At 69.5% G+C, this 6,753-nt stretch carries 8 protein-coding genes; 4 read left to right on the top strand and 4 right to left on the bottom strand.

Translation table 11 applies throughout. The features are described 5' to 3' along the window. Window positions 1–137: 137 nt before the first annotated feature. The gene (locus D0C15_RS30310) at window positions 138–857 is read right to left on the bottom strand and encodes a GNAT family N-acetyltransferase (protein ID WP_116051543.1); all 720 of its coding nucleotides are present in this window, start codon (window positions 855–857) and stop codon (window positions 138–140) included. Between the two features lie 62 nt (window positions 858–919). Between D0C15_RS30310 and D0C15_RS30305 the strand changes: the two genes are divergently transcribed. From D0C15_RS30305 to dapC, 3 genes are all read left to right on the top strand, one after another. Continuing rightward, window positions 920–1,126: a hypothetical protein gene (locus D0C15_RS30305; protein ID WP_116051542.1), complete on the top strand. Its 207-nt coding sequence runs from the start codon at window positions 920–922 to the stop codon at window positions 1,124–1,126. A gap of 161 nt (window positions 1,127–1,287) precedes the next feature. Next, on the top strand, window positions 1,288–1,620 hold the full coding sequence (gene fdxA, locus D0C15_RS30300; protein ID WP_091675475.1) for a ferredoxin: 333 nt from the start codon (window positions 1,288–1,290) through the stop codon (window positions 1,618–1,620). Next, on the top strand, window positions 1,617–2,714 hold the full coding sequence (gene dapC / locus D0C15_RS30295; RefSeq protein ID WP_116051541.1) for a succinyldiaminopimelate transaminase: 1,098 nt from the start codon (window positions 1,617–1,619) through the stop codon (window positions 2,712–2,714). The genes fdxA and dapC overlap by 4 nt, the downstream gene beginning before the upstream one ends. A gap of 66 nt (window positions 2,715–2,780) precedes the next feature. On the opposite strand, the gene D0C15_RS30290 is transcribed toward dapC, so the two are convergent. After that, window positions 2,781–4,244 carry an MFS transporter gene (locus D0C15_RS30290; protein WP_116051540.1) on the bottom strand — a complete coding sequence of 488 codons (1,464 nt, stop codon included), beginning with the start codon at window positions 4,242–4,244 and terminating at the stop codon, window positions 2,781–2,783. Window positions 4,245–4,329: 85 nt separating this feature from the next. Here D0C15_RS30290 and D0C15_RS30285 point away from each other — a divergent pair, with 85 nt between their 5' ends. Beyond that, the gene (locus tag D0C15_RS30285) at window positions 4,330–4,743 is read left to right on the top strand and encodes a MarR family winged helix-turn-helix transcriptional regulator (RefSeq protein WP_116051547.1); all 414 of its coding nucleotides are present in this window, start codon (window positions 4,330–4,332) and stop codon (window positions 4,741–4,743) included. A gap of 8 nt (window positions 4,744–4,751) precedes the next feature. Here D0C15_RS30285 and D0C15_RS30280 read toward each other — a convergent pair whose 3' ends face one another. Together D0C15_RS30280 and dapD are read right to left on the bottom strand one after the other, a co-directional pair. Then, entirely contained in the window at window positions 4,752–5,624 is an 873-nt protein-coding gene (locus D0C15_RS30280) for a CHAD domain-containing protein (RefSeq protein WP_162830313.1), read from the bottom strand. A 120-nt stretch (window positions 5,625–5,744) separates the two neighbouring features. Then, entirely contained in the window at window positions 5,745–6,731 is a 987-nt protein-coding gene (dapD, locus tag D0C15_RS30275; RefSeq protein ID WP_116051538.1) for a 2,3,4,5-tetrahydropyridine-2,6-dicarboxylate N-succinyltransferase, read from the bottom strand. Between the last annotated feature and the right edge of the window lie 22 nt (window positions 6,732–6,753).

Here is a 6,753-nt window from a genome sequence, read left to right as displayed (position 1 = left end):
CGAACCGGCTGGTGGGCATCCTGCACGGCTGCCTCAAAACCGGCACCCTCTACGACGAGACGACCGCCTGGTCGCATCACGCCGAGAACGTTGCGGCTTGACATTTCAGCTCCTGGGATGTCTTTCACGGATTGGCGTCACTTCGGCCGCCAGTATCGGTAACGGTGATGTTCGGTGAAGCCCAGCCGTGCGTACAGCGCCATGGCGGCGTGATTGTGCACTGAAACCTGCAGGACGCCCGCGGTCAGTTCACGTTCGCGCGCCCAGTCACCCGCGGCGCCGAGCAGCGCCGCGGCGAACCCCCGCCTGCGGTACTCCGGCACGACCTCGAGCCTGCCGATGTGCAGTACCGAGCAGGCGGCCGCCACCCGGACCGCACCCACCGTCGTGCCGTCCAGCACCGCGAGGCCGAATCCGGCCCCTGGGGCGGCGAGTACGTGCCGCTGCGCCGGCGTCGGCTCGCCACGGCCCACGACCAGTTCCCACCAGGCTTCGGTCGGTGCGTCCAGCACCACACACTCCGGTCCGGAGGCCGAAGCGGTGATCTCAGGCAGCGGTCCGAGCAGCACGGACACCTCATGGCCCGCGGGGTAGTGCACATGCGGCACCCAGCCCGCCGCGGCCAGCGCGGCCTCGATCTCGCTGCCGTACACCGCCTGCACGAGCGCGTCCACCCTGTGGGAGTGGGCGAACTCACATACCGCTTCGAGTGCCTGTTTCATGGGCACTCCGGGGTCGCCGAGCGCGAGTGCGCTGTTCGCACGGCCGGTGAAGCCGTCCGAGGCACGCAGTTGCCACTGCCCCAGCGGCCTGCACACGAGCGGCGGCCAGGCCCGAGCGCAGGCGAGTTCGAGCATCGACGTGTCGGGCACGACTAGATTGTGGGGCAAGGACCGAGGCCGACCAGCAGGGAGGACCGATGAGCGTCGCGCGCAGGGACGACCGGCACAACGACGACCTGGTCAGGGAGATCTCTGACAGCTTCAACCGGGCGGTCACCAACCGCCCGGCGACGTCCGGGGAACCGGACTCGCCGGATTCACCGGAGGCCCCGCCCGCACCCCCGCGGTTCACTGTGACGGGGGACAAGCGCGACGGCGCGCGAGACAAACGCAAGCCGAGGTAATTCCATACTCACGGTATGGTCAGTACTCGCGGCCGGCCCGCGGCTGCCACCCCGTCGGATGCGGGCAGTGGTGCTAAGGGTTGCCTCACCATCGGCTGGGTGAGCGTCGCCGCGTAATGTCCGGAAACGGGCCTGACCAAGACGAACAGCAGGAGAGCCCAGTGACTTACGTGATCGCCGAGCCCTGCGTCGACGTGCTCGACAAGGCGTGCATCGACGAATGCCCGGTCGACTGCATCTACGAGGGTGACCGGATGCTCTACATCCACCCCGACGAGTGCGTCGACTGTGGAGCGTGCGAGCCGGTTTGTCCGGTCGAGGCCATCTACTACGAGGACGACACCCCGGACGAGTGGAACAAGGAGCCGACCAACTACACCAAGGCGAACGTCGACTTCTTCGACGAACTCGGTTCGCCAGGTGGTGCGTCCAAGGTCGGCAAGACCAGCCACGACCCGCAGTGGATCAAGGACCTGCCCCCTCAGGGCGAATGAAGCGCGTAGCGCTGCCCGACTTCCCCTGGGACTCACTGACCGAGCACAAGGCACGGGCGGCCGCGCATCCGGACGGGATCGTCGATCTGTCCGTTGGCACGCCGGTGGATCCGGTGTCGGCGAGTATCCGCGATGCGCTGGCCTCGGTGTCGGAACTGTCCGGGTATCCGGCCACCCACGGCACCCCGGCGTTGCGGGAGGCCGCGGTCGACGCCCTGCGGCGCAGGCACGGGATCACCGGGCTGAGCCCCGACACGGTGCTACCCGCGATCGGATCCAAGGAACTTGTCGCATGGTTGCCCACGCTGCTCGGTGTGGGTGCGGGCGAGGTCGTGGCGATCCCGGAACTGGCCTACCCGACCTACGAGGTCGGTGCCCTGCTCGCGGGCGCCGAGGCGCGCAGGGTCGAGGGGCTGACGGCCCTCGGCCCTGAGCGGCCCGCGCTGATCTGGCTGAACTCCCCGTCCAATCCGACCGGGCGCGTGCTCGGCGTCGAACACCTGCGCAAGGTGGTCGAGTGGGCCAGAGAGCGCGGCACGGTGGTCGTGTCCGACGAGTGCTACCTCGCGCTGGGCTGGGAGCGCGAGCCGGTGTCGATCCTGCATCCGGATGTGTGCGGTGGCAGTTCGGACGGACTGCTGGCCGTGCACTCGCTGTCCAAGTCCGCGAATCTGGCCGGCTACCGGGCGGGCTTCGTCACCGGGGACGCACAGCTGGTGGCCGGGCTGCTGGAGGTACGCAAGCACGCCGGGATGATCGTGCCGAGGCCCGTGCAGGAGGCGATGGCCGCCGCGCTGACCGACGACGAGGCACTGGCGACACAGCGCGAGCGTTACGCGGGCCGCCGGGCCGTGCTGCGCCCCGCGCTGGAGCGGGCCGGGTTCCGGATCGATCACTCGGAGGCCGGGCTGTACCTGTGGGCGAGCATGGACGAGGACAACTGGACGACCGTGGACCGGCTGGCACGCCTCGGGATCCTGGTCGCTCCCGGCAGCTTCTACGGCCCGGCGGGTACGCGCCACGTCCGTGTCGCCCTCACGGCCACTGACGACCGTATCGGCAACGCCGTCGCCAGGCTGGACGCTTCTCCCTGAATGCTTCGACGGCCACCTCGGAGCCGTAACGGCGCCCGAGGTGGCCATCGTGAGTGAACGGTGCCGCTACTCGGCGAGCGCGAGTTCCGGCTCCGGCTCGGCTGCAGGCTCCTCGCCGCGCCCGCGGGTGCGCAGACCCGACAGCGCGACCAGCAGTCCGAGCACCGCGATGATCGTGACGACGGTCAGCGCGGGTGCGAACCCGGCGAGCAGCGATTCGGCCGAGGTCTCCGCCCCGCCGTTCGCGGTGAGCACCGCTGACACGACGGCGAGGCCGATGGCGCCGCCGACCTGCAGCGACGTGTTCAGCAGACCGCCCGCGAGGCCCTGCTCGTCATCCGGGACACCCGCGGTGGCCTGGATGTTCAGCGACGAGAAGGCCAGTGTGAAGCCGATACCGAGCAGGATCATGCTGGGCAGCACACCCCCCGCGTAGCTCGAGTCCCGGTCGACACCGAGGAACAGCAGGTAGCCGATGACGTGCGCGACGACGCCCGCGGCGATCGTGCGGGAGGTGCCGACGCGATCGATCAGCGGTTCCATCCGCGGGGAGCCGAACGCGACGATCAGGGCGGCCGGCAGGAAGCCGAGCGCGGTCTCCAGCGCGGACCACCGCAGCACCGACTGCAGGTACAGCATCACCACGAACTGGAATCCGATGTAGGCACCGAAGAACGCGGCGGCCCCCAGGTTCGCCCGTGCCAGCGGTGCGGAGCGCAGGATGCCGAGGCGGACCAGCGGGTGCTTGGTGCGCTTCTCGATCACGATGAACGCGGTGACCAGCGCCGCCGCGACGACGAACTGAATCAGGGTCCGCGGGCTCGCCCAGCCGATCTCGGGCGCGTCGACGACGGTGTAGACGAGCAGCAGGGTCGCCCCGGCCCCGGTGATCGCGCCGGGAAGGTCGTAACCCGCGCCGGAGCGCTCCGGCCTGCCCTCGTTCGGCAGGACCCTGATCGCCACGATCAGCACGGCGATCGCGACGGGCACCGGGAGCAGGAACGTCCACCGCCAGCCGACCTCGGTCAGCAGCCCGGAGAAGACGAGACCGGCCGAGTAGCCGCTCGCGCCGAATACGGCGAAGATGCCGAGCGCCTTGTTCCGGGCAGGGCCCTCGGCGAATGTCGTGGTGACGATGGACAGGGCCGCCGGTGCGGTGAAGGCCGCGGCGACGCCCTTGATCAGCCGGGACGCGATCAGCAGCGCGCCGTCGTCGACGAGCCCGCCCAGCAGTGAGGCGACGGCGAACACCGCGACGGCGACGAGGAAGACGCGGCGGCGGCCGAGCAGGTCGGCCGTGCGGCCGCCGAGCAGCAGCAGGCCGCCGTAGCCGAGAACGTAACCGCTGACGACCCATTGCAGCGCACTGGTCGAAAGTCCGAGATCGGCCTGGATGGAGGGAAGTGCGACACCGACCATCGACACGTCGAGCGCATCGAGGCCGATGACGACGGACACGGTGAGAAGCACGGCCCACAAACGGGCATCCCATCGTGTCGAGGTCGTGGAGAGGTGAGCCGAAGAGGTCATGAGCGAGAACCTACATGCATGCGCATCTAATGCCAACACATTTAATGACTTTGCATGATATTCGGCCGCATGTTATTCTCCGATGGTGACCAACGTCGGCGAGCACACACTTCTGCATGAGTGGCAGCATCTGCTCGCCCGCCATGCGGCGGTCTGTGGTGCGCTCGAAGGCGAGCTGCAGCGGCTGCACGACATCGGGGTCAACGAGTTCGAGGCCCTGGAGCGGCTCGCCACGGAAGACGTGGGTAAGTGCAGGGCCGCGGAAATAAGTGATGCCGTGCACCTGAGTCAGAGCGCGGTATCCCGGCTGGTCGCCCGGTTGGAGCGCGAGGGGCTCGTCGAGCGCGCGATGTGTGAGGCGGACCGGCGGGGAATCTTCGTGGCGCTCACCGATGACGGCAGGAAGCGCTATCTCGCGGCCAGGCCCACCCATCGCAGGGTGCTCGCGGAGACTCTGGGCGACGAGGGCTTCTGCGGGTGCAGCGCAACTCGTTCCTGAGTCGCGAGTTACGTGATCAGATCGGCGAAGGCTTCCCGGACACGTCGTGCCGCGGTGGGCCAGGCCTCCCGCATGGCGGTCCGCTGACCGGCCTTCTGCTCGATGATCCGGCCCGCCGCCAGAGCCAGGCCAGGGTCGTCCTGGGCGGCGGCGACCGACCGGATCCGCTCCGCGGCGACCACCGCGTCCTGGTGCTCGCCGAGAATCTCCTGTAGCTGCCTGCACGCTCGCCTGGCTGTGGCGACCCGCTTCTTGCGCACCGTGGGTCGCAGCAGCTCGGCGGCGTAGCGCAAGCGTTTGCAGTGGATGCGCAACGCGTGCAAGCGCTCGTCGTCCGGATCCGCGGGCAGGGTGTCCAGCGCCCTGGTCAGCGCCCGGTACGGCTTGCGCAGTACGTGACCTGGTTCCGCCGGTTCGGCGGGTTCGGCGGCCGGGTCCTGACCTTCGAGATCAGCTCGGTCCGCGAGCGCGGTGATCTGCTGCCGGAGTGCCCGATAACGTGCTCCGTCCAGTGCAGTGATCAGGTGCTGCCGGGCGTCCTGCCGCTCGGCGAGGAACACCTCGACGAGCCGCAGCCCGGCGCGGCGATCGGGCTCGGGAAGCAGGGACACGGCAGGGCGCAGATCCCCGATCAGGACGTCGAGGTCCCGCACGTCACCGAGTACGCCGCCGAGCCACTTCAGCTCCGTCCTGACCTGTCTCACGGCGGGATCGGCCGCACCCGCCACGATCTTCAGGATACTGCGCAGGCGACGGACGGCCACCCGCATCTGGTGCACGGCCTCCGGATCGTCGCCCGCCCGTGCCCCGGGCTCGTGCGCGGTCAGCTCACGCAGCTGTGCGTGCAGCCGCTCACTGAGCTGATCCGTCGTGACACTCACCTGAACGAACCTAGCCGCTACGCGGCCCGTTCCGGCAGGAGCGACCAGGTGATCTCCGTGAGCGGCCGCAGTGCCGGGCCGAGAACGCGGAGACTCCGCACCGGCCCCGGCGACGCGGTGTCAGTCGTTCGCGTGCAGGGCCGCGTTCAGTTCGATACCCGCACCCGTACGGGGGACGACCTCGACGGCACCGGTGGCCGAGTTGCGCCGGAACACCGCGCCGGAAATCCCGGACAGCTCGCGAGCCTTGACGGTCTTGCCGTCGATCACGACCTTCGTGCCCGCGGTGACGTAGAGGCCTGCCTCGATCACGGAGTCGTCGCCGAGGGAGATGCCCGCACCACCGTTCGCGCCGATCAGGCACCGCTCGCCGATGGAGATCACGTCGCGACCGCCGCCGGACAGCGTCCCCATGATCGAGGCGCCACCGCCGACATCGCTGCCGTCGCCGACCACGACGCCCGCGGAGATCCTGCCCTCGATCATCGAGGCGCCGAGGGTGCCGGCGTTGAAGTTGACGAACCCCTCGTGCATGACCGTGGTGCCGCTGGCCAGGTGCGCGCCGAGGCGGGCCCGGTCCGCGTCGGCGATACGCACCCCGCTGGGGGTCACGTAATCCACCATCCGGGGGAACTTGTCGACGCTGTACACGGTCACGTTGCCCTTGGCGCGCAGCCGCAGCCTGGTCGCCTCGAAGCCCTCCACCGGGCAAGGGCCGTGGTTGGTCCACACGACGTTGGACAGCAGGCCGAACATGCCGTCCAGGCTCTGGCCATGCGGGCGGACCAAGCGGTGCGAGAGCAGGTGCAGGCGCAGGTAGATGTCGTGCGTGTCCACGGGAGCGGTGGACAGCGTGCTGATGGTGGTGCGCACGGCCACCACCTCGACACCGCGGGCATCGTCCTGGCCGAGCAACGGGGTCACCGACTCGCCGAGCGCGTCCACCGCCGCCTGTGCGGAGAGTCGCTCGGTGCCGCCCGCGCCGTGCACCTCGGTCAGCTTCGGATGCGGGTACCAGGTGTCCAGCACCTTGCCCTCGGCGGTGACGGTGGCCAGTCCGACGCCGTACGCGCCGGTCGTCTCGGGGTTCGGGTTCTGCTCACTCACGGGCGTCACCGTACAGTGGCCG

Source organism: Amycolatopsis palatopharyngis, assembly GCF_003385185.1.
Classification (GTDB): Bacteria; Actinomycetota; Actinomycetes; order Mycobacteriales; family Pseudonocardiaceae; genus Amycolatopsis; species Amycolatopsis palatopharyngis.
The sequence above is the reverse complement of the archived record's forward strand: the minus strand, read 5'-3'. Positions and strand labels throughout refer to the sequence as shown.